The organism is Cognatishimia sp. F0-27 (genome assembly GCF_020667845.1).
Lineage (GTDB): Bacteria > Pseudomonadota > Alphaproteobacteria > Rhodobacterales > Rhodobacteraceae > JAFMPQ01.
The window spans coordinates 64,227-89,408 of record NZ_JAFMPQ010000002.1 but is presented as its reverse complement, the minus strand read 5'-3'; the positions used below and the strand labels follow the sequence as shown (position 1 = coordinate 89,408).

The window sequence follows — 25,182 nt, the reverse complement described above, 5'->3', positions numbered from 1 at the left end:
TATCAGGTCAGAGTTAAGACTGTCTTGAAATGCGAAGGCCAATCCGGCGGGTGAAAGGCAATGCGCGCGCGGTGCGGCGCCTTTGCCGTGGCAAGCGCCATGATCGCCGCGCGCCATTCTGCCGGGTCATGCGGGTCCAACCGCGTTCCCGCGGCGCCGAGCACCTCGTCATACACGGCCAGATCCGCGACAATGACAGGCCCCCCCTGCGCGGCCGCCTCCAAGGGTGGCAAGCCATAGCCTTCCGCGATGCTCGGAAACAGAAACCCGCATGCGTCCCGGATCAGCGCAGAAACCGTCGCGTCATCCAGTCCGGACAGCTCATGCACCCGCTCCGGCCGCGCATCGAGCGTGGCAAAAACCGCGTCGTTCCGCCATCCTCTATGCCCACAGATGAGCAGATGCGCCTTTGGGATCTCCGGCCAGATATCCAGCAGGAGCGCATGGTTCTTGCGCGGTTCGATCGTCCCCACGGTGACAAAAAACGGCGCACCATCCCATGGCCCCCGCAGGGCCACGCCCGGCTTCGTCTGTGTGACACCAAGCGGCGCCACCACCACCTGTGGAACAACCGGAGCCGCATGGCGCAGCACGGCCTGCCGGGTCGTCTCGGAAGGGCAGATCACCAGATCGCCGCGATGTATCACACGATTGAAGAATGCCGCAAACCGCGTCACGCTCCGCGGGCGCTGCATCCGGGGCAGGTCAAGCGGGATGGTGTCATGCACCATGACCGCGATCCGCGAGCCGGGAATGCGCCGCACCGCCGTGATCACCCTGTCTGACACGCTGCTGTGGCCGACATTGAGATACGCCGTCCCGGCGGGCAGGTATCGCGCCAGCATGCGCCCCAGCCGGATCGGAAGGCAGCGCGCAACGCAAATGCGCCGCAGGTCACTCTCGGCCTGCCCGCGCGGCTCTTCAACCCCGCGCGTCATGCGCGACAGCCGATCGCGCGCGCCCCACTGCCCCGACCGCACCCGCTCCAGAAGCCCCGCGCATCCTTGGCGATCCAGAAGCACGTATCCCAAGGAGGAGCGGATCAGCGCCCAGAGCGGCTCTTGCTCTCCGAGAAGCGCCTCAAGATAGGCCCGCTCCACCCGGTCAATGCCTGTCGGCAGCTGGCCGACCCGACGCACCAGCCGCGTCAGGTCCAGCAATCGTGCGGAGGGTCTAGCGCTCGTAGTGGCCATTCTTGTGCCAACGCCAGGCATCCGCGATCATCGTTTCCATGGTGGAGCGATGCGGTTTCCAGCCAAGCTCTGCCCCCGCGCGTGTCGAGCCGGAAACAAGCTTTGTCGCGTCTCCCGCCCGACGCGGCCCTTCCTCGAAGGGCACCGGGCGATTGGTGACGCTGCGCGACGCCTCGATCACCTCGCGCACGGAGAACCCCTGACCGGTGCCAAGGTTGAAGACCCGGCTGCCCTTGTCCGCCTTGAGCCATTCGAGCCCAAGAATATGCGCATCCACCAGATCGCACACATGCACGTAATCCCGGATACAGGTTCCGTCCGGCGTGTCATAGTCCGTTCCGTGGATCGTCAGCCCCGGACGCGTGCCGTCAATTGCTTCGAGCATGACCGGCACAAGATGCGTCTCCGGGCGGTGATGCTCGCCGATCTCGCCTTCCGGATCGGCACCGGCCACGTTGAAATAGCGGAAGATCACCGCGCGCAGCCCGTGTGCCGCTTCGAAATCGCGTAGGATATTCTCCACCGCGCGTTTCGAGGCGCCATAGGCGTTGAGCGGTTCCTGCGGTGTGGCCTCATCCAGCACCACATTGTCATGCTCGCCATAGGTCGCGCAGGTGGAGGAAAAGACAAAATCCAGACAGCCCGCCGCCACGGCCGCTTCAATCAAAGTAAGCGAGCCGCAAACATTGTTGCGCCAGTAGAGACCCGGCTCCGACATCGCTTCGCCGACCTGGCTCAGGGCGGCAAAATGCATCACGGCAACCGGTCTGTATTCGAGAAACACCGCGTCGAGCCGCGCCCGATCCAGAAGATCGCCTTGCTCGAATGGCCCGAACTTCACCGCATCGGCCCAGCCGGTCACAAGGCTGTCATAGGTGACGGGCGTGTAGCCGGCCGCGCGGAGCGCCTTGCAGGCGTGGCTACCGATATAGCCCGCTCCACCGGTCACGAGGACATGCGTCACGCGCGGTTACTCGGCGGCTTTGCGCGAATAGTCCAGCGACTTGAGGAAGCTTTCCAGATCGTCGCGCAGCTCTTCGCGGGCGAGGCCAAAGGCCACGGTCGCCTGCAAGAAACCTGCCTTGCTGCCGCAGTCGAAGCGCTGACCGCGGAAGCGGTAGCCGTAGACACCGTCGCCGCCTTCGCCGATTTCCTTGGCAATCGCGTCGGTCAGTTGGATCTCTCCGCCCGCGCCGGTGCCAGCATCGTCGAGGTTGCGCAACACGTTCGGCGACAGGATATAGCGACCGATCACGGCGAGGTTGGACGGCGCATCCTCCACCTTGGGCTTTTCGACCATGCCCTTCACCGACACGCGGGAGCCCATGTCCTCTTCGACATCGAGAATGCCATAGCTCGAGGTCTTCTCCATCGGGACTTCCATCGCTGCGACCATGCTGCCGCCGGTTTCCTCGTAGGCCTCCACCATCTGTTGCAGACAGGGTTTTTCGGCGGCGATCACATCGTCCGGAAGCATCACGGCAAAAGGTTCATCGTGGATCAGGTTCCGCGCGCACCAGACCGCGTGCCCGAGACCAAGCGCCTTGTGCTGCCGCATATACGCGACCTCGCCGGATTCCATGTCCGTGGATTTCAGGATTTCAAGCAGGTCGGTCTTGCCCTTTCGCACCAGTTCCGCTTCGAGCGTCGGCGCGTGGTCGAAGTAATCCTCAAGCGCGCCCTTGCCGCGCGAGGTCACGAAGATGAATTCCTTGATACCTGCGGCACGCGCTTCGTCGATGGCGTATTGCACCAACGGCTTGTCGACCAAAGTCATGATTTCTTTCGGCACCGATTTCGTCGCCGGAAGAAACCGCGTCCCAAGGCCCGCAACAGGGAAAATGGCTTTGGTCACTTTGCTTCGCATTACCCGCTCCCGCTTAGCATCTTTCTCCCAACTACCGCATGATCCCGCAGGCGTCACTAGGTATAAAGCTAAAACTGAAGACCGGTAGGGTATTCCCCCGCCCGGACTCAGCCCTGAATTGCCGGGTGTTCGACACGGTGAAACGCCCCGCGCACCGGGGCAACACGGCTGGCTTCGGTCCGGATCCGCTTGCTCCTGCGCCAGAGCGCCACGCGCGGCGCATCCCGGTCTGCGCGTCCCATCAGACCCCCGCTCTGCTCCCAGAAGCCACCTTCGGTAAAGCCAACCCGGTGCGCGCGGGCGCCACGCCGCAACAGGATCAGTGTGACGATGGCGCCCGTTTTGCTCAGCCGGGTCGCGGCTTCCCGCAGCGCCGCGCGCCGCGCCCAAGGTCCGGACAGGACGCGATGCATGGCACCGGGGCGGCCCGGATAGGGCAGGAACCGCCCGCCCGCATCCGCGATTGGCTCCGCCTCGGCCAGCTCACGATATAACCCCGTTTTCCAGCCCCGCGTCAGCCCCCGCATCAGGCGGATCACATCATCCGCGCCGAACGGCCCGGACTGCATCCAGCGCAGCGCGCGGCGGCGCTCATTGGCGCGAAACGCCTTCCAGGCCTTGCGCCGGTGTCGTTTGGCCGCGTGTTTGCGCAGAAAGACGGCCTTGGACGCCCCGATCTCCGTCAGATCCCGCGGCCTGCGGTCCGCGGCGCGCACGGCGCTGGCCTCGAACTGGTGATGCACCTGCGCCAGCGGCACCACGACAGGGCTGTGCCCGGCTTGCATCAACCGCATGGAGAGGTCGGTTTCATCGAGGAAGTAATGAAACGCAGGATCGAAGCCGCCCATCTCCATCAGCACCGTGCGGCGCAGCGCCATATTGGTGCCTTCGAGCTTGATGGCCTGTTTTCGCGGGGCTTTCGGGGTGATAGGGTCAAGCCCGGCCACCGCGAGCGGATGCGCCTCGCCCAGCGCATCGACGCTGCGCGCGGTCCATTGAAAGGAAATCCCGTTCCGCCCGATCACGAAGCCCGTTGCCGCCGCAATCGCCGGATCCTCGAAGGGCGCGATCAGATGGCTGAGCCAGAGCGGTTCGGCCCGGGCATCATCGTCGATGAACGCCACGATCTCTCCCGCCGCTTGCGCCAGACCAAGGTTGCGCGCCTGCGCGATATTGGGCCGGTCAAACGGGATGAGCCGCAGCGAGTCCGCATCGGAACGCCCCTCTACCGCGCTGCACCCATCCGGGCACGCCACCACCAGGATCTCGAAAGAGGGCCAGACCTGTTGTGCCAGCGCATCCAGACACCCCATCAACGCATCGGGACGGCCACGGCTGACAACGATGACGCTGGTGTTGGGCGCATACATCAGGGCTCAGTTCTCCTTGAGATCGACACCCGGCGCATAGGCAATGAAGAACGGGTTGGCAAAACCGGCCTTGCCGTAGGCCAGCGGGCTGTGATCGTCAAACCGCACGACATGCCCGCCCGCACCGGCCAGCACCGCATGGCCGGCGGCCGTATCCCATTCCATCGTGCGACCGAGCCTGGGGTAGAGATCGGCCTCACCGGTCGCCACGAGACAGAACTTGAGCGAAGATCCCGCGCTGCGGCTGTCCCTGACCGCATATTTGTTGATGTAATCGTCCGTCGCCTGATCGCGGTGCGATTTCGATGCTACAACCATGAGCGCGTCGTTGTCGGGCGCGCTCACCCGGATATCCGTGGTCTCGCCAGCGGTCTCCTTGGCAAACGGGCCTGCCTCCTCAACCGAATGGCCGACACTGTTGGTGTAGAACATCCGCTCCCGCGCCGGCGCATAAACGACGCCGCGCGTCGGCACGCCATCTTCGACCAGCGCGATATTGACGGTGAAATCCCCGCGCCGCTTGATGAACTCCTTGGTCCCGTCCAGCGGATCCACGATCAGGAAGGTGGTCGCGGAAATGTCATGGCTGTCGGCCTGTTCCTCGGTGACCAGCGGAATATCCGGAAACGCTTCGCGCAGCCCCTTGGAGATGATCGCGTCCGCCGCTTCGTCCGCGGCGGTCACCGGGCTGTCATCGGATTTGGAGCGCACGTCAAAATCGTCGGCGTTGTAGATTTCCATGATCTTGTCGCCAGCCTCCAACGCCAGCGTCCGCAGGATCGGTGTCAGGGCGGAGTAGTTCATCGCAGACCTTCCCGCGCCAAAGCGCGTGTTCATTGATCGGAAAGATTTCCCGCTTTATGGTTGGCATGACCGTCAACGGCAAGCGGTCGCCCGTGCGGCGGGGCGGTTTTTGCCCGCCAAACGCCCTTTTTCCGACGCGTTCCGCGTGCACATTGAGGAAATAAGAGACCGCGGCGCCCCCCCGCGGCGCGAAAAAGGCCCATCGGGGCGGCCGCAAGCGGCCTCTCCAAACCAGTTGACCCCGCCAACGAGGCAGCGCGATGTTACAAGACTCCCGACAACGCTCCCACCTCGGGTCGGCGATCTATCTTGCCGAGCTGGTCTACCACAATGCCGTCCGCTCGGTGCGAAAATCCCACTCCAATGCGCTGATTGCCATCCTGATGAACATGCTCCAGACGATTATCTTCGTCCTGGCCTTCTACTTCATGTTCATGATCCTCGGCCTGCGCGGCGTCGCGATCCGGGGCGATTTCCTGCTCTACATCATGACGGGCGTGTTTCTCTACATGACCCACACCAAGACGCTGGGCGCGGTGGTTGGCTCCGAAGGACCGGCAAGCCCGATGATGCAACACGCACCGATGAACACCGCGATCGCAATCGCCTCGGCCATGCTCGGCACGCTCTACATCCAAGTGCTGTCGCTCTTTGCGATCCTTTTCATCTATGATGTGGCATTCAACCCGTTCGTGCTGCGCGAAATCCTGGATCCGATGGCCTGTCTGGGCATGGTGATCCTGTCATGGTTCTCCGGTGCGGCGATCGGCATGGTCTTCCTCGCGATCAAGCCCTGGTTCCCGACCTTCGTCAGCATCGCCTCGACGATCTATCAGCGCGCCAACATGATCGCCTCCGGCAAGATGTTCGTGGCCAACACCTTGCCGCCGACCATGCTCTTGATGTTCGACTGGAACCCGCTGTTCCACACGATCGACCAGTCGCGCGGCTTTGCCTTCGTCAATTACAACCCGCGCAATTCCGACTGGGAATACGCGCTCTACCTCTCGCTTGCATTGATCATGATCGGCCTGATGGGGGAGTTCTATACCCGCAAGCACGCCTCCGCCTCGTGGTCCGCACGCCGCTAGTCCCCTCCCGGCGACCGGTCGATCTCAGCCCCGACCTGCGGCGACGCGGATTGCCCGGTTGTGCTCCCGGCCGGTCACCGGCGTGCCGTCGGCTGGCGGCTGTCGGCTGACCAAGGACATCGAAGCCCGCTGCTCCGCTTAACGGGTCCCTCGGCCGTTTCGATCCTCCACGCGCCTGCTAGACCTGAAACCCGTGTCTGCGACGACACCCCGGCGCCGGCCATGCCAAGCCGCACCGCGTCAGGTCACACCGCGTCAGGTCACGACCCGCAGCGTGAGGTTGATCCGCCCCCCGTTGGCCAGAAGCGTCGAAGAGCCAAAGCGGATCCGGTCGACGCCATGGTGACACAGACGCGCCTTGCCCCCCATCACCACCACGTCCCCAGACCGCAGCCAGACGGACTCGGTCTTGCCGCCGCGCGTCTCGTTGCCCATCCGGAACAGCCCATCATCGCCAAGGCTCACCGACAACACGGGCTGCGCAAAATCGGCCTCGTCCGCATCGCGGTGCATGCCCATGCGCGCGCCGTCCCCATACCAGTTTATGAGGCAGCATTCGGGGTGCCGCGCCGCACCGATGAGCGCATGCCACAGCGTCAGCAGCCGCTCCGGGATCGCGGGCCAAGGTTGCCCGGTGCCGGGATGGCAGGTCTCGTAGCGATAGCCGCGCCGGTCGCTGACCCAGCCAAACCGCCCCGCCGCGCTCATCCGAACCGACATTTTCTGTCCCCGCGGCGTTTCCGGCTGCACCAGCGGCGCGACGCGCAATATCTCCCGCAACTCAGCAACCAGCGCCTCCTGCTCGGCACGGTCCAGCGCGCCGCCATGGATCTCGAATCCACGGATCGACAGCACGGTCCTTTCCATGTCACGCCCCTTTCTGCATCCGCAATCCTTACCCGTTTCCTAACCCGCAGGGCCTTTATCGCATAGGTCCCGTCGCTCGGATGCGGATTGTGAAAATTCCATCGAAACCGCGCGCCAACGAGGTTGCAGCGCCTTAGGGGCCTGCCTATATACCGTGCAGATCGGGCGAGCGGGGCGAATAGTCGCGCTGTCCGCAGTCCAAGACCAAATCCATGGGGCGGATGCCGAAAAGGGTCCGTCCTTTCCATCGCCTAAGAAAGGGATCGAAAACATGGCCAAAGTGATCGGTATCGACCTCGGCACCACCAACTCCTGCATCGCCATCATGGATGGCTCGCAGCCGCGCGTCATCGAAAACTCCGAAGGGGCCCGGACCACGCCGTCCATCGTCGCCTTTGCCGAAGATGAGCGCCTCGTCGGCCAGCCCGCCAAGCGGCAGGCCGTGACCAACCCGGAAAACACCGTCTTTGGTGTGAAGCGTTTGATCGGCCGTCGCAATGACGACCCGAACCTCGCCAAAGACCGCAAGAACATGCCGTTCAACGTCATCGACGGCGGCAATGGCGACGCCTGGGTCGAAGCCCGTGGCGAGAAATACAGCCCCTCGCAGATCTCTGCCTTCATCCTTCAAAAGATGAAGGAAACCGCTGAAAGCTATCTCGGCGAAGAAGTCACCCAGGCTGTCATCACCGTGCCCGCCTACTTCAACGACGCCCAGCGTCAGGCGACCAAGGATGCCGGCAAGATCGCCGGTCTCGAAGTGCTGCGCATCATCAACGAGCCAACCGCGGCCGCGCTGGCCTACGGTCTCGACAAGAAAGAATCGCGCACTATCGCGGTCTATGACCTCGGCGGCGGCACCTTCGACGTGACCATCCTCGAGATCGACGATGGCCTCTTCGAGGTGAAGTCCACCAATGGCGACACGTTCCTCGGCGGTGAAGATTTCGACATGCGGATCGTCAGCTACCTCGCCGACGAGTTCAAGAAGTCGAACGGCGTCGACCTGACCAAGGACAAGATGGCGCTTCAGCGTCTCAAGGAAGCCGCGGAAAAGGCCAAGATCGAGCTCTCCAGTTCGTCGCAGACGGAGATCAACCAGCCGTTCATCTCCATGGGGTCCGACGGTCAGCCGCTGCACCTCGTGATGAAGCTGACGCGCGCCAAGCTCGAAAGCCTCGTTTCGGATCTGATCAAGGCGTCCATCAAGCCGTGCCAGGCTGCTCTCAAGGATGCGGGCCTCTCCACCTCCGACATTGACGAGGTCGTTCTTGTCGGTGGTCAGACGCGGATGCCGAAAGTCATCGAGGAAGTGACCAAGTTCTTCGGCAAGGAGCCGCACAAGGGTGTGAACCCCGATGAGGTGGTTGCCATGGGCGCGGCCATTCAGGCCGGCGTGCTTCAGGGTGACGTCAAGGACGTTGTCCTGCTCGACGTGACCCCGCTCTCCCTCGGCATCGAGACGCTGGGTGGCGTGTTCACCCGCCTGATCGACCGCAACACCACGATCCCGACGAAGAAGTCCCAGATCTTCTCGACCGCCGAAGACAACCAGGGCGCGGTGACGATCCGTGTGTTCCAGGGTGAGCGCGAGATGGCTGCCGACAACAAGATGCTCGGTCAGTTCAACCTCGAGGATATCCCGCCCGCGCCGCGCGGCATGCCGCAGATCGAGGTGACCTTCGACATTGACGCCAACGGCATCGTTTCGGTCTCCGCCAAGGACAAGGGCACCAACAAGGAGCAGAAGATCACGATCCAGGCATCCGGTGGCCTCTCCGACGAGGATATCGAAGCAATGGTCAAGGAGGCCGAGGAAAACGCCGACGCCGACAAGGCCCGCAAGGAGCTGGTCGAAGCGCGCAACCAAGCCGAAAGCCTCATTCACTCGACGGAGAAATCCGTGGAGGAGCATGGCGACAAGGTCGACCCCTCCACCGTCGAAGCCATCGAGCTTGCCGTGGCCGCGCTGAAGGACGACCTCGAAAAGGACGACATCGAGGCGGAGAAGATCAAGTCCGGCATCCAGAACGTGACCGAAGCGGCCATGCGTCTGGGAGAGGCGATCTACAAGGCACAGGCCGAAGCGGGCGAGGATGAACCGCAAGCCGCCGACGAAAGCCCGCGCCCGGATGACGATGACACCATCGTCGACGCGGATTTCGAGGATCTCGACGATAACAAGCGCGCCTGATGTAAGGCCGCGCGGACCCGACTGGGGGCCGGTCCGGACACCGGGCCGGCCCTTGTCATTCAAGGCAACGCGCGGCGCAGACGCAACACGAGGAGGGCATGATGTCCAAACGTGACTATTACGACCTGCTCGGCCTGTCCAAAGGCGCCTCCGCGGACGAGATCAAGAAAGCCTACCGCAAGAAGGCCAAGGAACTTCATCCCGACCGCAACGCCGACAACCCAGAGGCCGAAGCGCAATTCAAGGAAGTCAACGAGGCCTACGAGGTTCTCAAGGACGCCGACAAGAAAGCGGCTTATGACCGCTACGGCCACGCGGCCTTCGAAGGCGGCATGGGCGGCGGTGGTCGTCCAGGTGGCATGGGCGGTGCCGGCGGTCAGGGCGATTTCGCCTCCGCATTCTCGGACGTGTTCGACGATCTCTTTGGCGATTTCATGGGAGGCCGGCAGGGCGGACGCCAGCGCGCCGCGCGCGGATCCGACCTGCGCTACAACCTCCGTGTCACGCTCGAAGAGGCCTATAACGGTCTGCAAAAGCAGATCAACGTGCCGACATCGGTGCAATGCGGAGAATGCAGCGGCTCCGGGGCCGAGGGCGGTGCAGAGCCTGTCAGCTGTCCGACCTGCTCCGGCATGGGCAAGGTCCGCGCGACCCAGGGGTTTTTCACGGTCGAACGCACCTGTCCGACCTGCTCCGGGCTGGGCCAGATCATCAAGAACCCCTGCACGAAATGCGGCGGCGCGGGGCGCGTGCAAAAAGAACGTGCGCTGTCCGTGAACATCCCGGCGGGCGTCGAAACCGGCACCCGCATCCGCCTTGCAGGCGAGGGCGAAGCCGGCATGCGCGGTGGACCTCCGGGCGATCTCTACATCTTCATAGAGGTCACGCCGCACAAGATCTTCGAGCGCGAGGCGACCGAGCTGCATTGCCGCGTGCCGGTCTCCATGAGCACCGCGGCGCTTGGCGGCGACATCGAGGTGCCCACAATCGACGGCGGGCGCAGCCGGGTGAAAATTCCCAGCGGAAGCCAGTCGGGCCGGCAAATGCGCTTGCGCGGCAAGGGCATGCCCGCGCTGCGCGGCGGGGCGCATGGCGACATGTATATCGAGTTGGCGGTCGAAACCCCGGTAAACCTGACCAGCCGCCAGAAGGAGCTTCTGCGCGAGTTTGAAGAACTGAGCGAAGACAACAACCCCGAGTCAAAGAGCTTCTTCTCCTCGGTCAAACACTTCTGGGATTCGATGAAAGGCTGACAGCCGATGCCGGATCTCTTTCAAGGGGCCGCGCGCATCGCCGCGCGGCCTTTTTTTTGTGTGTGACGTGCCGGGGCCTGGTCGCTGGGCCTGACACCATTCAGAGGGCGCCGCTTTCGCGGCGACCGCCCCTCCTATGGGCGCAATCCCCGCCCCGCCGCGCCACCAACCGGGCCTGTTAACCACTCGCTAACCAGAATCGCCCGAAAGTCGGGCCATGCAGCGATGGTTTCAGTTTTCCGACCTCAAGGCGCCGTTCACGGCCCAGGATGAAGTCCGCCCCAAGGCAAAACGGCGCAGCATCGGGCAAAGACAGCCGCAGCAGCCCTCCTATATCCGGGATCACCGCGCCCGGCTGCGCGAACGGTTCATGGTTGGCGGCGCCGATGCGCTGCCGGATTACGAGATGCTCGAACTGGTCCTGTTCCGCGCCATCCCCCGGCGCGATGTCAAACCCCTCGCGCGCGCGCTCCTCGACCGCTTCGGCAGCTTCAACGCCGTGCTCTCGGCACCGCCCGCGCGGTTGCTCGAAAGCGACGGCGTGGGAGACGCCGTTGTCGCCGAGCTCAAGATCGTCGAGGCCGCCGCGCATCGGCTGGCGCGGTCCCGGGTGCTCCACCGGCATGTTGTCTCAAGCTGGGACGCACTGCTCGACTACTGCCAGACCGCGATGGCCCATAACGATATCGAGCAGTTCCGCATCCTGTTTCTCGACCGCAAGAACGTGCTCATCGCAGACGAGCCACAGGCCCGCGGCACCGTGGACCATGTCCCGGTCTATCCGCGCGAGGTCGTCAAACGCGCGCTCGAACTCAACGCCTCGGCCATCATCCTCGTCCATAACCACCCGTCGGGAGACCCAACTCCCTCCGCGGCGGATATCGACATGACGGATCAGATCAAGACCGCGTCCGACGCGCTCGGTATCACCCTGCATGACCACCTCGTGATCGGCAAATCGCGAGAGCTCAGCTTCCGCGCAGAAGGTCTGCTCTGAGCGCTGCAAGGCGCGAAAAGGCCCCGCAGCCACCCCGACAGCATGCCCTAGGCGCCCGCCCCTCCGACGAGGCGAGACGTGCGCCGCAGCCGGGCCCGCCACTCCGGGCAAGCTCCACCGCGAGATCACCGGCGGCGCGATGTGCGCCAGGCCGCGACCTGCTCACTCGACCCAAACTTCGACCCGTCGATTCACATCCCGGCCCCACGCGGTATCGTCGCAGGCCATGGGCATTGTTTCACCAAAGGCCCGGCTTTCGATCACCAGACGATCAAGATCGGCGGTCTCCGCGAATTCGAGCACGGCCTTGCGCACCGCATCCGCCCGGCGCTGCGCGATCTTGAGATTGCCCGCCGCCGCGCCTTGACCATCGGAAAACCCGACAAAGACCAGCCGTCTGCCGTCATACAGGCCCGCTTCAAGCGCGCGCGCCAGTTGCAGCACGTTGGAACGCGACTGCGCGTCCAGCGTTGCGGAGCCCGGCTCGAAGCGGAAAGTTGTCGTCAACCGCCGCATATCCGCCAGCGCCCGTGTCATCTCCTGCAAAGCCGCCAGCCCTTCGGCGCCCTCTGCCACACGAATGGCATTGGCGAAGCGATCCCCTTGGAGGTCAACGGGCACCTCCTCCGGGGCCTGATCGACAAACCCGGCGCGACGGATCACGATCTGCGCCGCATCGGAGCGGGTGAAGCCGAGAAACTCCCGCGCCAGCGCCGGCAGACGCCGTGCGGGAATATAGACAAACATCGGCGCGGTCAGCGGGAAATCCTCGGTCTTGACCGTGCGCCGCTCTGCCGCCAGCCGAAAGCCGCAAGGCCCGGTCAGCACGAGCGGCTTGGCTGTCCCGATTTCCGAGAAACTCGCCAAGCCAAAACCGAACGGATCGCGCGACACGCTCCGCGCAAGCGCCGTGTTGTCCCCGTGCCGCGTCACGTCCTCGGCCAACCGTGCGCCGCGCGGGCGCAGCAAGCGATCCTCGACCGCCTGCGCAAACCCCGATTGCGCGTCGCGCAGATGAATCACCACCGGCGCATCCGGCCCACCCAGCTCGCGCCAATTGGTCAGCCGCCCCGACAGGATCCGCAACAGGTCAGAAAGGGACAACGCGCTGACCGGGTTGGCCGCCGAGACAATGGGCACCATCGCATCCAACGCGATGATCTGGCTCCGGTTCGGCTTCAGCAGGTCGCCAAGCCCCGCCTCCTTGGCAAGCGTCACCTCCGATGGTCGGATTTCACGCAAGGCCATGACAAGATCCGCCTCATCCGCAAGCAAATCCGCGAAGCCTTCATCGGTGTTACTCACACGCAGCGCGAATCGCCCGACAACCTTCTCGGTCTCGCGATTGCGCAGGGTATACAGGATCTCCCGCTCCGCGAGCGTTTCGCGCTCCGCCACAAGCCCGTTGCGCAAGGCGAAGGATTCGATCAGGGCGGGCATCAGCACACGGCCAATCGTGGCCGATCCCGAAATCGACAGTTCGGCGACAAAATCGATCAGGTTGGGGCATCCCGGCCCCTCGCACAGGACCCCGGATCCGTCGACCGTCAGTTCGCCATAATCCGTGCGCAGCCGGTAGAACTCACCATCAAACCCCAGCAACGTGCCCGACAATGCGATCGAGCCGTCGCGCGCGCGCAGGGTTACATCGTCCGCCAGGACGCTCACTGTCTGGAGCAAAAGAAAAAGTGCGGCGAGGATCGCCGCACGGAAGCTGGTCATGAAGGGCCTGTGTTTCGCCTGCGTTCAGTTCGCGGCGATTGTCAGGTCTTCGACCACGTTTTTCAACACAAGAAAGTCACCCGTGCCGCCACAAGCGGGAATATCGAGCGTCAGGTCACGGGCCCGCACATCGGCGCCGGTCCGAAGCTGCATGATCTGCGCTTCGATCGACCGGTTGCAATTGGCCTCCGTCACCTCGGTCTCGACCGTCAGCAACACGTCACCGCTGCGCCGCGCGGTGCCCGTGGGGAAGGAATAGACCTCCGCGCGCAGTGCCTCGGGGGCGGATGGGTCTCCAAGCGCAATCATGAACCCCGCCTCGCCGGTGGCGGCATCCGTCACGTTGCGGGTCTGACCCGACCAGACATGGCCCGCGTCGAAATAGGCCGTGCCGAATTCCCGCGCATGCAGGCCAATGCCGGCATCACCCGTCCATTGCAGCACCGCACGGTCGTAAAACGGCAGCGCCGGCACATCCGTGACCGCGGTGGCCCCTGTCCCGTCCGGGAAGGACGCCATGAAGAACGCGGTCTCCGCCAATGCAGGGAACGTGGTCCGCAACCGGCCCTCCGCATCCATCGTTTCGGTGATCCGGACGCCCTGATGATGCAGGGTTACGCGATCGCCGCCGTGACAGGGCGCCGCAATCCGCAGGTTCACGAGGGCTCCGGCCGTGGTATCGGCCTGCATGGTCACACGGCAATCCTTGGCCTGAGCGGGCGCTTCCGGTTCAGGCACAAGCGTCTCCGCGCCTCCCTCATCGACCAGCGCGGCCGGTGTGACAACCGCTTCGGGCGCCGCGTCCGGCGCAAAGCGCGGCACAATCACCGAGGACGACGTCAACCGGATGTCGGTCACTTCGATCGGGCCGCGCAGGTCCGAGCCACTGCCCGGCAGGCTGAAGCCAAACTGCATGACATAGCCGGTGCCCAGCGCGACCGAAACCGTCAGCGCCGCAAGCGCCGTGGAGTGAAACCCTGCACCGGTCTTGCCTTTCGGCGGCACTGCGGAGGTCGTGTCCGATCCGTCGCGTTTCGGCAATAGATCCCGAAGGGCCGCAAGGCGCGAGACATCAAATTTGGGCAGTGTGAGACGGGGCATGGCTGTCTCCGATCCTGTTTGTTCAGGCACGGTGATGCCCCGCAATCATGGCATCGGTGCGACGCGACCGCGAAACCTTTGCGGCACTTGCACCCGCGCAAAGCCACGCAACAGGCTGCATACAGTCGCCTCACCGCCCGCGTGGCAGCGGGCAGCGGGCTGCGGGCTGCGGGCTGCGGGCGGCGGAACGCCTGGTTCTGCCTGCGCGGCGCCGTCAGGCGCCCGTCAGGATCAGGACAGGCGCCCGTGGCAATGTTTGAACTTCTTGCCCGACCCGCAGGGGCACGGATCGTTGCGCCCGGGATTGCCCCATGTGCTCTGGTCGGTCTCGTCGAACCCCGCGACCAAGGGTTCAAATGCCTCGGCCTCAAGCACATCCCCATCGGACGCGCCGGGTGCGGCGGCCATGTCGGCCTGTGGTGAGGCGGGTGCGGGGGTCTGTGCCTGTGGCGCCGGGGCTGCCGGTTGTTGCGCGGGACGTGCCGCGCCTGCGGCAGCGGCGGCGGCCTGCTGCTGCGCGAGCATCTGCTGCATCATCGCGCGCTGTTCCTCTTCGGAAATCGGACGCACCTGACTCAGTTTCTGCGTCACCTCTTCGCGCAGCCCGTCAAGCAACCCTTCGAAAAGCTGGAAGGCCTCGGACTTGTATTCATTGAGCGGATCACGCTGCGCGTAACCCCGGAACCCGACGACCGACCGCAGATGTTCGAGCGTGAGCAGATGCTCGCGCCACTTGCCGTCAATGGTCTGAAGCAGGATCTGCTTTTCCACCTGCCGCATGGTCTCCGGGCCGAACGCCTCGGCCTTCTCGGCCATCAGCTTGTCAGACGCCGCTTCGAGCCGCTCGCGGATTACCTCCTGATCGACACCGTCCTCATCGGCCCAGCCGATGATCGGCTCGTCAAAGCCCAGCTTTTCGAGACAGGCGGCGTAGAGCCCGTGCATGTCCCATTGCTCGGCATAGGCCTTTGGCGGCGCGTAGGTGTCCACCAGATCCTCGACCACCTGATAGCGCATGTCCTGCACGATCTCGGACAGATCCTCGGCCTCCATGATCTCGCGCCGCTGCGCAAAGATCACCTTGCGCTGGTCGTTCATCACGTCATCGAACTTCAGCAGTTGCTTGCGGATGTCGAAATTGCGGCCTTCGACCTTGGCTTGCGCGCGTTCGAGAGACTTGTTGACCCACGGGTGAACAATGGCCTCGCCTTCCTTCATGCCCAGCTTGCCAAGCACGTTGTCGAGCCGCTCGGAGCCAAAGATCCGCATCAGGTCATCATCCAGTGACAGGAAGAAAGACGACCGTCCCGGATCGCCCTGACGGCCGGACCGGCCGCGCAACTGGTTGTCGATCCGGCGGCTTTCATGCCGCTCCGTGGCCAGAACGAACAAGCCTCCGGCATCCTTGACCTTCGCCTCGGCGGCGGCGTGCTCCTTCTCCATCCGCGCGCGAATCTCGTCGGGATGGGCCTCCGGATCGGCCGCGATGGCTTCCATGATCTGGAATTCGAGGTTGCCGCCAAGTTTGATGTCGGTGCCGCGCCCGGCCATGTTCGTCGCGATTGTGATCGCGCCAAGCTTGCCCGCATCGGCGACAATCTGCGCTTCCTGCTCGTGCTGGCGCGCGTTCAGGACGTTGTGCGTCAGCCCGGCCTGGGTGAGCATCTGGCTCAGCATCTCGGATTTCTCGATCGAGGTCGTGCCCACAAGCACCGGCTGCCCCTTTTCATGGGCTTCCTTGATCTCTGCAACGATGGCTTCGTATTTTTCCTTCGCGGTGCGATAGACGCGGTCGTCTTCGTCGATCCGCGAAATCGGGCGGTTGGTGGGGACTTCCACCACGCCAAGCCCGTAAATCTCCGCAAATTCCTCCGCCTCGGTCGCCGCCGTCCCGGTCATGCCGCCAAGCTTTTCATACAGTCGGAAATAGTTCTGGAAGGTGACGCTCGCCAACGTGACGTTCTCCGGCTGGATCTTGCAGCCTTCCTTCGCCTCGATCGCCTGGTGCAACCCCTCGGACAAGCGCCGCCCTGCCATCATCCGGCCGGTGAACTCGTCGATCAGCACGACCTCACCGTCGCGCACGATGTAGTCCTTGTCCTTCTGGAAGAGCTTGTGCGCGCGCAGCGCCTGGTTGACGTGGTGCACCACGGTGGTGCTCTCCGGGTCGTAGAGCGTCTGCTCTTCCGGCAGCAGCCCGGCCTTGTGCAACACCTCTTCGAGAAACTCGTTGCCCTCGTCGGTGAAGGTCACGTTGCGGGTCTTCTCGTCGATGCTGTAATGCTCTTCGGTCAGCTCCGGGATCACCTTGTCGATCCCGACATAGAGCTCGCTGCGGTCCTGCGCCGGGCCCGAGATGATCAAAGGCGTGCGCGCCTCGTCCACGAGGATGCTGTCCACCTCATCCACGATGGCAAAGTAATGGTCGCGCTGATTGATCTGGCTCAGGTCAGACTTCATGTTGTCGCGCAGGTAATCAAAGCCGAGCTCGTTGTTGGTGGCATAGGTGATGTCACCCTCGTAAGCCGCCTTCTTCTCGTCTTCGGGCTGGCGCGGGTAGACCACGCCGCAGGTCATGCCCAGCGCGTTGTAGACCTTGCCCATCCACTCGCTGTCGCGCTTGGCGAGGTAGTCATTCACCGTCACGATATGCACGCCGCGCCCGGTCAGCGCATTGAGATAGGCGGGGAAGGTGGCGACAAGCGTCTTGCCCTCGCCGGTCTTCATCTCGGAGATGTTGCCCTGATGCAGGAAAATCCCGCCCATGAGCTGCACATCAAAGGCGCGCAGCCCCAAAGCCCGCCGCGCCGCCTCGCGGCAATTGGCAAAGGCTTCGGGCAGGAGCGCGTCGAGGCTCTCGCCATCCTTCACGCGCTTGCGGAATTCCTCGGTCTTGGCAATCAACCCGGCATCGTCGAGTTTCTCGAATTCCGGCTCCAGCGCGTTGATCGCCTCAATGGTCTTGCGCGTAGCCTTGACCTTGCGGTCATTGGGCGTGCCAAACACCTTGCGTGCAATTTTTCCAAGCATGGCCTGCCTTATCTCTTTCCTCTCGCCGCGCGGGGGGTGGTGGTCGATCCCCGGGGCCTGATGACGGCTCGCCTCCATCATGCGGCAGGGCAAGCGCCCGGCGCAAATGTCGGCGTTCAAAAATCGGGGCTCCTGCTTGCCCGTGTCGCACGCTGCCCATATGTCGGAAGGAACGATCGGCCTTGCAGAGCCTTTGCGGGTAGGTAAGGGTCGGGCCCAACAGTGTCAACGCCACCGCCCTGCCGGCGGGCTTTCAAATTCGCGCGTCCGGCCCTCCGGATGCAGACAAAAAGGACAAATTCATGTTTCAACGACTGGCCACAGGCCTGATCACCGCTGCCACTCTCGCGACCGCCACGCCGCTTCTGGCGCAGGAGACGCTCACGGCCGATACCGTGGTCGCCACGGTCAACGGCACCGATATCACGCTTGGCCACATGATCATGATCCGCGCCTCTTTGCCCGAACAGTATCAGCAATTGCCCGATGACGTGCTGTTCACCGGCATCCTCGATCAGCTGATCCAGCAACAGGCCCTCAACAACGATCCGCTCGCAACCGAGACACGCCGCGTTGAAACCGCGATGGCAAATGAACGCCGCTCGCTCATGGCCTCCGAGGTGATCCGCCAGATCATCATGCGCGACGTCACCGAGGCCGCTGTCGAAGCGCTTTACGCGGAACGCTATGCCACGGCGGGCGAGGATGCGCCGCTTGAATACAATGCCTCTCACATCCTCGTGGAAACCGAGGAAGAGGCCCAGCGCCTGTCCGATGAGGCCAATACCGGGGTCGATTTTGCAGAGCTCGCGCGCGAACACTCCACCGGCCCGTCCGGCCCCAATGGTGGCGCGCTTGGCTGGTTCGCCGAAGGCATGATGGTGCCCAGCTTTCAGGAAGCCGTGGCCGCGATGGCGGTCGGCGAAGTGTCCGATCCAGTCCAGACACAATTCGGCTGGCACGTGATCCGGCTCAACGAAACCCGCCAGCAATCCGCTCCGGAGTTCGAAGAGGTCCGTGACACGCTGCGCGGCGAGCTCGAACAGCAGGTGGTCGAAGGCTATATCGCAGCCGCTGCGGAAAATGCTGCTGTCACGCGGATCAATCCTGACGATATCGACATGTCGGCGATCTCCAACGTCGACCTTCTGGACGACTGAGCCATGGGAACCGCGCCGACCCGCTCTCCGCTTGCGCCTGCGCGCTTCCCCGACCTGCCGACGGTGGCAGGCGTCCGCTTTGCCTGTGCCGAGACCGGGATCAGGTATCGCGGCCGGCCCGATGTGATGCTCGCCGTGCTCGATCCCGGCAGCGTCCTTGCCGGGGTGTTCACCCGGTCGGCCACGCGCTCCGCGCCGGTGCTCGATTGTCAGGCCAAGATCGGTCATCACTCCGATGCGGGCGCGGCGATCCTCGTGAACGCGGGCAATGCCAACGCCTTTACCGGCGCGCATGGCACCGGCACGGTCGAAGCGGTCTGCGCCGCCGTGGCCCGCGCCACCGGGTTGCCCGAAACCCGCGTCTTCACCGCGTCTACGGGGGTCATCGGCCAGCCGCTGCCGCCCGAAAGCATCACGCGCCACATCGACGCGCTGACCGCCACGCTTTCGCCCGACGGGCTGGCGCAGGCCGCGGATGCGATTCGCACCACGGACACCTTCTCGAAAGGCGCGCACGCCACGCTCACCCGTGACGAAGGCACCGTCCAGATTGCCGGGATCGCCAAGGGCTCGGGCATGATCGCGCCGGATATGGCCACGATGCTGGTCTATATCTTCACCGACGCACGGATTGCCGGCGACGATCTGCAAGCCATGGTCTCGCGCCTCAATGCGCGCACCTTCAACTGCATCACCGTCGACAGCGACACCTCCACCTCCGACACGCTGCTCTGTGCCGCCACCGGCGCTTCCGGCGTGGATGTGACCGGCGATATGGCTTTCGAAGAGGCGTTGCACGGCGTCATGCGCGACCTGGCGCATCAGGTCGTGCGCGATGGCGAGGGCGCAACCAAATTCGTCACCATCAACGTGACCGGTGCCGCCAGCGACGACGACGCGCGTACCCATGCGCTCTCCATCGCCAACTCGCCGCTGGTCAAGACCGCGATCGCCGGAGAGGACCCGAATTGGGGCCGCATCGTCATGGCCATCGGCAAATCCGGCGCGCAGGCCGATCGCGACCGGCTGTCGATCCGCTTCGGTGACGTGCTGGTGGCCGAGCAGGGCTGGGTCTCGCCGCAATATCGCGAGGAACAGGGCGCCGCACAGATGAAGGCGGAGGAGATCGACATCACCGTGGATCTCGGGCTGGGCAGCGGCAGCGCCACCGTCTGGACCTGTGATCTGACGCACGGCTATATCTCGATCAACGCCGATTATCGCTCCTGACGGCATCGCGCCGCGTCGTCCTGCCCGTGGCCGCCGATCTGCGTGGCCACGGGGGCGCGCGACCGCTCTGCGATCATCGCGCCTGCCGTTCCGTGTGCCACCCATCCCCGTGCCGCTCCTCCCCGTCCTGCTCCTCCGCGGTCCTGCCTTCCCCGTCCGCCTTCTCCCCGAGCCTGCCCTTCCCAGTGCCGCCCTTCCCCGTCCTGCGTCTGCCCGGTTCTGCTGCCCACACCCGGGTCCGGCCGCCACTCTCCCGATCCTGCCCCCCGTTCCTGTCCGTCACCGCTCCGCGCGCGACCGGGCCGGAGCGCGCCTCCGGCGTCGCCTTGCTCCGCTCTTACCATAAGCCTCTGCGCAGTCCGGAGACGGGCAACGGTGCAGTGGGACCGGCGCACACGCCGCGGGCCGGCGGCAGCATGGCATGCGCATGGAATGTGCATGGGTTGTGCATGGAATGTGCATCGTTCAATAACGGCGCAAATCCCTTCGAAAGGCCCCGCCATGAAGATCGTCCTCGTCTCCGCCGTCGCCTTGATCGATGTCGATGGCCGCGTGCTGCTTGCCCAGCGCCCAGAAGGCAAATCCATGGCCGGGCTCTGGGAATTCCCCGGTGGCAAGGTCGAACCCGGCGAGACTCCCGAAGCCGCGCTGATCCGCGAATTGCAGGAAGAGCTTGGCATCGACACTTGGGCCTCCTGCCTTGCGCCGTTGACCTTTGCCTCCCACAGCTACGATGATTTCCACCTGCTCATGCCGCTTTTTGCCTGTCGGAAATGGCAAGGCGTGCCGCGGTCCCGCGAGGGCCAGACGCTGAAATGGGTGCGGGCCAAAGAGATTCGGAATTACGACATGCCACCGGCCGATATCCCGCTGATTCCCATCCTGCGCGACTGGCTTTGATGAGGCATTGTGCAAAGGTTTCGTGAAACGGCGCGAATTTGATCGAAAATTATCTATAATTGATGTTTTTTTTCTCGATTTGTTAACGGTTCGCCCCTAGCTTCATAGTGAGCTTTATTGGGGAGTTCACTCATGCTTCGTACCATCTCACTCGGAACTTGCGTTTCTGTTCAAGGCCTTCTTGAGCGTCATCTGCCTGACGGGCGGATTGTCGTGAAGGTGGGGAACACGGCCTATACCGGCACTCCGGTCTCGAAACAGGCCTGATCCTTTTTCTGGAATCGTCACCGCTTGCGTCCACTCTCGCGGTAGCGAAACGCCCCGTTCTGATCCGTATCAGGCGGGGCGTTTGACGCTCTGAAACAGGTGCCTCGCCACAGCCCCGCAGCGCAGCGCGCGCGTCTGTCTGTTGAGCGGCATCGGCCAAGCCTGCATCGTGTCTGTATGCCACGAAAGGTCCAATGCTCCGGGGACTGCCGCGCAAATCCGGTATCCCGCCCGTCGGGCGGCGCGGGATTTGCCACGCTCTACTCCGTGATCAGATCCCGATACATCACCAGCGCGTCGACATAACCCGCCTGCGGGTGCCTGAACGCCTTCGGCAAACGCCCCACAATGGCGAACCCAGCGCGTTCCCAGGTGGCCACGGCCCGTGTATTCGTCGCCACGACAAAGTTGTATTGCATCGCCCGGAATCCCAGCGTCGGCGCGATGTCCAGTGAATGCGCCAGCATCGCTCTTGCGATGCCGCGCCCACGCGCCGATTCTGCGGTCACGTATCCGCAATTGCAGACATGCGATCCGCCACCCTTCTGATTTCGCACGATATAATAGGTTCCCAGAACGACGCCGCCGCTCTCAGCAACAAACACGCGGCGCTCTGCGCCGGTCCAGTAGCGCAGCGCATCATCCGGCGTGATATCGGGGTCGATGGTATAGGTGTCGCCTGCGCGGAACACGGCAATCAGCATATCCGTCACGGCTTGCGCGTCCGACGCGGCATAGGGTCTGATGGTGATTTCTGTCTGCATGGCTGCGCCGTGCCTCATCAAGTTCGGGCCCGTTCTGCGCGACGGGCTCCGGCCGCGGTGCCGCCGATCGGGGCAAGGCACCGCCTCACCCCGTCCGTTTGCTTGCCGGTCAGGAGTTCAGAACAAGACAACCGACCGGATCGACTCGCCCTTGTGCATGAGGTCGAAGCCGGTGTTGATCTCATCAAGGCTCATGGTGTGGGTGATCATCGGATCAATCTCGATTTTGCCCTCCATGTACCAGTCCACGATTTTCGGAACATCCGTGCGCCCGCGCGCGCCGCCAAAGGCCGTGCCGCGCCAGCTTCGGCCCGTGACGAGCTGGAAGGGACGGGTGGAGATTTCGGCACCCGCCGGGGCCACGCCGATGATGATCGATTCGCCCCAGCCCTTGTGCGCCGACTCCAGCGCGTCGCGCATCACCTGCACATTACCCGTCGCGTCAAACGTGTAATCCGCGCCACCCTTTGTCAGCTCAACAAGGTAAGGCACCAGATCGCCCTCGACCTCCTTGGGGTTCACGAAGTCGGTCATGCCAAAGCGCTCCGCCATGGCCTTCTTGTCTGCATTGAGATCAACGCCAACAATCTGGTCCGCGCCCGCAAGGCGCAGGCCCTGAATGACATTGAGGCCGATCCCGCCCAGTCCAAAGACAATTGCCCGGCTGCCGATTTCCACCTTGGCGGTGTTGATCACCGCGCCGATGCCCGTCGTGACGCCGCAGCCGATATAGCAAACCTTGTCGAAAGGCGCGTCCGGATTGATCTTGGCCAGCGCGATCTCCGGCAACACCGTGTGGTTCGAAAAGGTCGAACAGCCCATGTAATGCAGGATCGGCGTGCCATCGAGCATCGAGAAGCGCGAAGTGCCGTCCGGCATCACGCCCTGACCCTGGGTCGTGCGGATCGCCTGGCACAGGTTGGTCTTGGGATGCAGACAGTATTCGCATTCCCGGCATTCCGGCGTGTAGAGCGGGATCACGTGATCGCCGGGTTTGAGGCTGGTCACGCCCGGCCCGCACTCGACCACGATGCCAGCGCCCTCATGGCCCAGAATCGCGGGGAAAAGCCCCTCCGGATCAGCCCCGGACAGCGTGAATTCGTCCGTGTGGCAAATCCCGGTGGCCTTGATTTCCACCAGGACCTCCCCCTCCTTTGGCCCGTCGAGATTGACCTCCATCACCTCAAGAGGCTTGCCCGCCTCCAGCGCTACCGCAGCCCGTGTTCGCATCGCCGTTTCCTCCCCGTAGAACATGTTCTTTTGCCGAACACTGCGCCAAACCACCTGTCCTCGCAAGAGAGCGTCACGGCAATAAATCCACAGACAGCGCGAGGGACTCGACTCCGCCCGCGGCAAAAACTAGAACATAAAGTGAACAAACTGCTGCCAACCATGCCCCACCGTCGAATCCTCTCGCTCTGGTTTCCCCGCCTTGGCGCCGAACGCCTGATCCGCATCGACCCGCTTCTGGGCGAGCGCCCTTTTGCCGTGGTCGACAGTGACGGGCCCGCACAAACCCTGTCCTCATTGAGCCGGGCCGCCTCCGCCGCCGGGTTGACATTGGGCCAGCCGCTGCGCGACGCCCATGCGCTCTGCGCCGATCTGGTCACACGCCCGCGTGTGGCGCATCACGAGGCGGCGTTTCTCGGCGCGCTGCATCGCTGGGCCGGCAAATTTTCTCCCTGGGTATCCGCAGAGCCGCCGGACGGGCTGGTGATTGACCTGACCGGCTGTGCCCATCTCTTTGGCGGCGAAGAGGCGCTGTGTCGTCAGGTCATAGAGGATTGCAGCGATCTCGGCCTGACAGCGCGGCTGGGAATCGCCGACACGCTGGGCACCGCCTGGGCGCTGGCACGCTACACCGAACAGGGCATCGCCTCCCATCGCAGCGGGGACGCAATCGACAGCGAGGCGCCTGCAACCCGCTCCCGGGCAGGCAAGCGCCGGCATTGGGAACGCGGTGGCGCGGCGCCGCTGACGGTCACGGGTCCGGCCGTGGCGCATCACATCGCGCCAATCGGCAAGAGTTACAACGCGCTGAGCGATCTGCCCATTGCCGCCCTGCGGCTCGACGCCGACACGCTGGCACAGCTGGGCCGGCTCGGGTTGCGCCGCGTGGGCGATCTTCTGGGCCAGCCCCGGGCCGGGCTCGCGCGGCGGTTCGGGCGGGGGTTGGTGGACCGGCTCGACCAAGCCACAGGCAGTGCGCCGGAGCCAATCAGCCCGACACCCCCACCGGACCGCTTCGCCGTGCGGCTGTCCTTCCCCGATCCGATTGGCCTCGCGGGAGATACCGAAGCCGCGCTGGCGCGCATGACAGACCGGCTCTGCGCCCGGCTTGAGACACGCGCCCGCGGCGCACGCACCCTGCGCATCGAGGCCCACCGCTGCGATCACAGCATGCAATGGCTCACCGTGACGGCCGCCACGGCACATCACGACCCGGAACGTTGGCTGCCCTTGTTGGCCATGAAGATCGATGAGATCGACGCAGGACCCGGGATCGACATGCTGCGTCTTGAAGCCACCGGGCACGAACCGCTGCACCAACGCACCCGCGCCGGCCATGCTGAGGCCGCGGCACGAGGACAGAGCCGGGCCACAAGAGGCGCCGCGATGGAGGATCTGATCGGCCGCCTCGGCGCCCGGATCGGCATGGAGGCCATCACCCGCCGTCACCCGGGGCAAAGCCATATCCCCGAAAAAACCGCCCTCACGTTGGCAGCGGCCTGGTCAGAGCCCGCAGAGCACTGGCCGGCCCCCGTTGCCCCGCGCCCGCTGACACTCTGGACGCCCGAACCGGTCACTGCCGAAAGTGGCACATGCCCGCCAATACGGTTTCGCTGGCGCGGGCGGGATTTCCGCTGCCTGAATGCCACAGGGCCCGAGCGCATCGCGCCGGAATGGTGGCTCGACGATCCCAACTGGCGCTCGGGCGCGCGCGATTACTGGCAGGTGGAAACCGACCGGGGTGACCGGCTTTGGCTCTATTACGCCCATGGCGCGGCGATCTCCGAGGGCTGGTTCTGCCATGGCCTCTTCGCCTGAGCGCGCTGGCCCGGCTCTTTCCCGTGCCGTCGGCGCGCACCGGATCGGGCTGCCGTCCCACAAAGGCGGCACCACCGGACCTTGGACGGCCACAACCGGCCCCACCGCCCCGAAAGCCTCGCACGGCTCTACAGGACTACCTGCATGTCACCCGGCGCCGCCGCGCGCCCGCCCGACACCGGGCGCCGCAAGCGCGAGGCACCGGGGACTGCGCTATGACCGCCGGAACGGCCCCAGATCTGGGTGCGCCAGAGACCGGCGCTGCGCCATCCATGACCCGGCAGGGCCTGCCGCGCACAGACTGTCCAACACATCACCAGCCCG

The 25,182-nt window shown here is 64.3% G+C and carries 20 protein-coding genes; 9 read left to right on the top strand and 11 right to left on the bottom strand.

The genetic code is table 11. The features are described from left to right. Positions 1 to 2 precede the first annotated feature (2 nt). The 5 genes from J1C49_RS01585 to cysQ form a co-directional block, all read right to left on the bottom strand. Positions 3 to 1,193, bottom strand: coding sequence for a glycosyltransferase family 1 protein (locus J1C49_RS01585; protein ID WP_227444039.1), 1,191 nt, complete (start codon positions 1,191 to 1,193; stop codon positions 3 to 5). Beyond that, complete coding sequence (gene galE, locus J1C49_RS01580) at positions 1,174 to 2,157, bottom strand: UDP-glucose 4-epimerase GalE (protein ID WP_227444038.1); 984 nt, start codon at positions 2,155 to 2,157, stop codon at positions 1,174 to 1,176. The genes J1C49_RS01585 and galE overlap by 20 nt, the downstream gene beginning before the upstream one ends. Before the next feature lie 6 nt (positions 2,158 to 2,163). Beyond that, positions 2,164 to 3,060: a UTP--glucose-1-phosphate uridylyltransferase GalU gene (gene galU, locus J1C49_RS01575; RefSeq protein ID WP_227444037.1), complete on the bottom strand. Its 897-nt coding sequence runs from the start codon at positions 3,058 to 3,060 to the stop codon at positions 2,164 to 2,166. Positions 3,061 to 3,167: 107 nt separating this feature from the next. Beyond that, positions 3,168 to 4,430, bottom strand: coding sequence for a glycosyltransferase family 2 protein (locus J1C49_RS01570; RefSeq protein WP_227444036.1), 1,263 nt, complete (start codon positions 4,428 to 4,430; stop codon positions 3,168 to 3,170). 6 nt (positions 4,431 to 4,436) lie between these two features. After that, complete coding sequence (gene cysQ, locus J1C49_RS01565) at positions 4,437 to 5,234, bottom strand: 3'(2'),5'-bisphosphate nucleotidase CysQ (protein WP_227444035.1); 798 nt, start codon at positions 5,232 to 5,234, stop codon at positions 4,437 to 4,439. Positions 5,235 to 5,494: 260 nt separating this feature from the next. On the opposite strand from cysQ, the gene J1C49_RS01560 reads away from it, so the two are divergent. Beyond that, entirely contained in the window at positions 5,495 to 6,325 is an 831-nt protein-coding gene (locus J1C49_RS01560) for an ABC transporter permease (RefSeq protein ID WP_227444034.1), read from the top strand. Between the two features lie 255 nt (positions 6,326 to 6,580). Here J1C49_RS01560 and J1C49_RS01555 read toward each other — a convergent pair whose 3' ends face one another. Then, positions 6,581 to 7,192 (bottom strand): alpha-ketoglutarate-dependent dioxygenase AlkB, encoded by a 612-nt coding sequence (locus tag J1C49_RS01555; protein ID WP_227444033.1) that lies wholly within the window; start codon positions 7,190 to 7,192, stop codon positions 6,581 to 6,583. 271 nt (positions 7,193 to 7,463) lie between these two features. On the opposite strand from J1C49_RS01555, the gene dnaK reads away from it, so the two are divergent. From dnaK to radC, 3 genes are all read left to right on the top strand, one after another. Then, positions 7,464 to 9,386 carry a molecular chaperone DnaK gene (gene dnaK, locus J1C49_RS01550; protein WP_227444032.1) on the top strand — a complete coding sequence of 641 codons (1,923 nt, stop codon included), beginning with the start codon at positions 7,464 to 7,466 and terminating at the stop codon, positions 9,384 to 9,386. Positions 9,387 to 9,487: 101 nt separating this feature from the next. Continuing rightward, the gene (gene dnaJ / locus J1C49_RS01545) at positions 9,488 to 10,639 is read left to right on the top strand and encodes a molecular chaperone DnaJ (RefSeq protein ID WP_227444031.1); all 1,152 of its coding nucleotides are present in this window, start codon (positions 9,488 to 9,490) and stop codon (positions 10,637 to 10,639) included. Positions 10,640 to 10,856: 217 nt separating this feature from the next. Continuing rightward, positions 10,857 to 11,636 (top strand): DNA repair protein RadC, encoded by a 780-nt coding sequence (gene radC / locus J1C49_RS01540; protein WP_227444030.1) that lies wholly within the window; start codon positions 10,857 to 10,859, stop codon positions 11,634 to 11,636. Between the two features lie 162 nt (positions 11,637 to 11,798). Here radC and J1C49_RS01535 read toward each other — a convergent pair whose 3' ends face one another. The 3 genes from J1C49_RS01535 to secA form a co-directional block, all read right to left on the bottom strand. After that, entirely contained in the window at positions 11,799 to 13,358 is a 1,560-nt protein-coding gene (locus J1C49_RS01535) for a substrate-binding domain-containing protein (protein ID WP_227444029.1), read from the bottom strand. Positions 13,359 to 13,382: 24 nt separating this feature from the next. Next, positions 13,383 to 14,459 carry a translocase gene (locus J1C49_RS01530; RefSeq protein WP_227444028.1) on the bottom strand — a complete coding sequence of 359 codons (1,077 nt, stop codon included), beginning with the start codon at positions 14,457 to 14,459 and terminating at the stop codon, positions 13,383 to 13,385. Positions 14,460 to 14,690: 231 nt separating this feature from the next. After that, a complete protein-coding gene (gene secA / locus J1C49_RS01525; RefSeq protein ID WP_227444026.1) occupies positions 14,691 to 17,489 on the bottom strand; it encodes a preprotein translocase subunit SecA in 2,799 nt (932 codons plus the stop codon). Between the two features lie 302 nt (positions 17,490 to 17,791). On the opposite strand from secA, the gene J1C49_RS01520 reads away from it, so the two are divergent. From J1C49_RS01520 to J1C49_RS21660, 4 genes are all read left to right on the top strand, one after another. Continuing rightward, entirely contained in the window at positions 17,792 to 18,649 is an 858-nt protein-coding gene (locus J1C49_RS01520; RefSeq protein ID WP_227444025.1) for a peptidylprolyl isomerase, read from the top strand. 3 nt (positions 18,650 to 18,652) lie between these two features. Next, positions 18,653 to 19,879, top strand: coding sequence for a bifunctional glutamate N-acetyltransferase/amino-acid acetyltransferase ArgJ (gene argJ / locus J1C49_RS01515; protein WP_227444024.1), 1,227 nt, complete (start codon positions 18,653 to 18,655; stop codon positions 19,877 to 19,879). A 501-nt stretch (positions 19,880 to 20,380) separates the two neighbouring features. Then, the gene (gene mutT / locus J1C49_RS01510) at positions 20,381 to 20,779 is read left to right on the top strand and encodes an 8-oxo-dGTP diphosphatase MutT (protein WP_227444023.1); all 399 of its coding nucleotides are present in this window, start codon (positions 20,381 to 20,383) and stop codon (positions 20,777 to 20,779) included. A gap of 132 nt (positions 20,780 to 20,911) precedes the next feature. Continuing rightward, positions 20,912 to 21,046 (top strand): hypothetical protein, encoded by a 135-nt coding sequence (locus J1C49_RS21660; protein ID WP_255670558.1) that lies wholly within the window; start codon positions 20,912 to 20,914, stop codon positions 21,044 to 21,046. A gap of 260 nt (positions 21,047 to 21,306) precedes the next feature. Here the strand turns inward: J1C49_RS21660 and J1C49_RS01505 are convergent, their stop codons facing one another. Both J1C49_RS01505 and J1C49_RS01500 read right to left on the bottom strand, forming a co-directional pair. Then, complete coding sequence (locus J1C49_RS01505) at positions 21,307 to 21,810, bottom strand: GNAT family N-acetyltransferase (RefSeq protein ID WP_227444022.1); 504 nt, start codon at positions 21,808 to 21,810, stop codon at positions 21,307 to 21,309. A gap of 117 nt (positions 21,811 to 21,927) precedes the next feature. Then, complete coding sequence (locus J1C49_RS01500) at positions 21,928 to 23,040, bottom strand: S-(hydroxymethyl)glutathione dehydrogenase/class III alcohol dehydrogenase (RefSeq protein ID WP_227444021.1); 1,113 nt, start codon at positions 23,038 to 23,040, stop codon at positions 21,928 to 21,930. Positions 23,041 to 23,202: 162 nt separating this feature from the next. Between J1C49_RS01500 and J1C49_RS01495 the strand changes: the two genes are divergently transcribed. Beyond that, a complete protein-coding gene (locus J1C49_RS01495) occupies positions 23,203 to 24,858 on the top strand; it encodes a DNA polymerase Y family protein (protein ID WP_227444020.1) in 1,656 nt (551 codons plus the stop codon). Positions 24,859 to 25,182: the final 324 nt, after the last annotated feature.

Excerpts from the sequence above, each read along its gene's own strand:
- galU (WP_227444037.1), bottom strand. The coding sequence starts at position 3,060 with ATGCGAAGCAAAGTGACCAAAGCCATTTTCCCTGTTGCGGGCCTTGGG.
- J1C49_RS01585 (WP_227444039.1), bottom strand. The coding sequence starts at position 1,193 with ATGGCCACTACGAGCGCTAGACCCTCCGCACGATTGCTGGACCTGACG.
- J1C49_RS01535 (WP_227444029.1), bottom strand. The coding sequence starts at position 13,358 with ATGACCAGCTTCCGTGCGGCGATCCTCGCCGCACTTTTTCTTTTGCTC.
- J1C49_RS21660 (WP_255670558.1), top strand. The coding sequence starts at position 20,912 with ATGCTTCGTACCATCTCACTCGGAACTTGCGTTTCTGTTCAAGGCCTT.
- mutT (WP_227444023.1), top strand. The coding sequence starts at position 20,381 with ATGAAGATCGTCCTCGTCTCCGCCGTCGCCTTGATCGATGTCGATGGC.
- J1C49_RS01495 (WP_227444020.1), top strand. The coding sequence starts at position 23,203 with ATGCCCCACCGTCGAATCCTCTCGCTCTGGTTTCCCCGCCTTGGCGCC.
- cysQ (WP_227444035.1), bottom strand. The coding sequence starts at position 5,234 with ATGAACTACTCCGCCCTGACACCGATCCTGCGGACGCTGGCGTTGGAG.
- dnaJ (WP_227444031.1), top strand. The coding sequence starts at position 9,488 with ATGTCCAAACGTGACTATTACGACCTGCTCGGCCTGTCCAAAGGCGCC.
- radC (WP_227444030.1), top strand. The coding sequence starts at position 10,857 with ATGCAGCGATGGTTTCAGTTTTCCGACCTCAAGGCGCCGTTCACGGCC.
- dnaK (WP_227444032.1), top strand. The coding sequence starts at position 7,464 with ATGGCCAAAGTGATCGGTATCGACCTCGGCACCACCAACTCCTGCATC.
- J1C49_RS01520 (WP_227444025.1), top strand. The coding sequence starts at position 17,792 with ATGTTTCAACGACTGGCCACAGGCCTGATCACCGCTGCCACTCTCGCG.
- secA (WP_227444026.1), bottom strand. The coding sequence starts at position 17,489 with ATGCTTGGAAAAATTGCACGCAAGGTGTTTGGCACGCCCAATGACCGC.
- J1C49_RS01500 (WP_227444021.1), bottom strand. The coding sequence starts at position 23,040 with ATGCGAACACGGGCTGCGGTAGCGCTGGAGGCGGGCAAGCCTCTTGAG.
- argJ (WP_227444024.1), top strand. The coding sequence starts at position 18,653 with ATGGGAACCGCGCCGACCCGCTCTCCGCTTGCGCCTGCGCGCTTCCCC.
- J1C49_RS01530 (WP_227444028.1), bottom strand. The coding sequence starts at position 14,459 with ATGCCCCGTCTCACACTGCCCAAATTTGATGTCTCGCGCCTTGCGGCC.
- J1C49_RS01505 (WP_227444022.1), bottom strand. The coding sequence starts at position 21,810 with ATGCAGACAGAAATCACCATCAGACCCTATGCCGCGTCGGACGCGCAA.
- J1C49_RS01560 (WP_227444034.1), top strand. The coding sequence starts at position 5,495 with ATGTTACAAGACTCCCGACAACGCTCCCACCTCGGGTCGGCGATCTAT.
- J1C49_RS01555 (WP_227444033.1), bottom strand. The coding sequence starts at position 7,192 with ATGGAAAGGACCGTGCTGTCGATCCGTGGATTCGAGATCCATGGCGGC.
- J1C49_RS01570 (WP_227444036.1), bottom strand. The coding sequence starts at position 4,430 with ATGTATGCGCCCAACACCAGCGTCATCGTTGTCAGCCGTGGCCGTCCC.